The organism is Flagellimonas olearia, from assembly GCF_009184425.1.
Classification (GTDB): domain Bacteria; phylum Bacteroidota; class Bacteroidia; order Flavobacteriales; family Flavobacteriaceae; genus Flagellimonas; species Flagellimonas olearia.
This window is the reverse complement of the sequence record NZ_WELG01000132.1, coordinates 1-344: the sequence shown is the minus strand read 5'-3', so window position 1 is coordinate 344 and position 344 is coordinate 1. Positions and strand designations below refer to the sequence as shown.

The following is a 344-nucleotide window of genomic DNA, read 5'->3' as shown; positions in this document are numbered from 1 at the left end:
GTCGTTTAATGCCGCGCGGTAGTCGGCATCTGTTTTAATAGGTCTGATGTCCATTATATTTACCTCTTGTTACTACCGTTTGGCTTCAAATCGTTTGCACATCAATTTTATCGTATTGCGCATGGCTGCCGATAAACCGTATGTAAACCACTTTGTAGGCATAATTGATCCAAACAACTAACCGGTACTTATTACCGGCAATGTTAAACACGACACGCCCATCTTTGAGGATGCTGGCATTTCTGAAGTCCTGTTTCACATCCGCCGGTGAGCCCCAATCAGCGTTTAATGCATGCCTATACCACGCTAAAGTTGGCTCTTTAGCGTCAATGTATTCTGGGCTG

General features: G+C 44.5%; 1 protein-coding gene. It reads right to left on the bottom strand.

The features are described 5' to 3' along the window. Window positions 1-85: 85 nt before the first annotated feature. Complete coding sequence (locus F8C76_RS19425; protein WP_152132965.1) at window positions 86-331, bottom strand: type II toxin-antitoxin system HigB family toxin; 246 nt, start codon at window positions 329-331, stop codon at window positions 86-88. Between the last annotated feature and the right edge of the window lie 13 nt (window positions 332-344).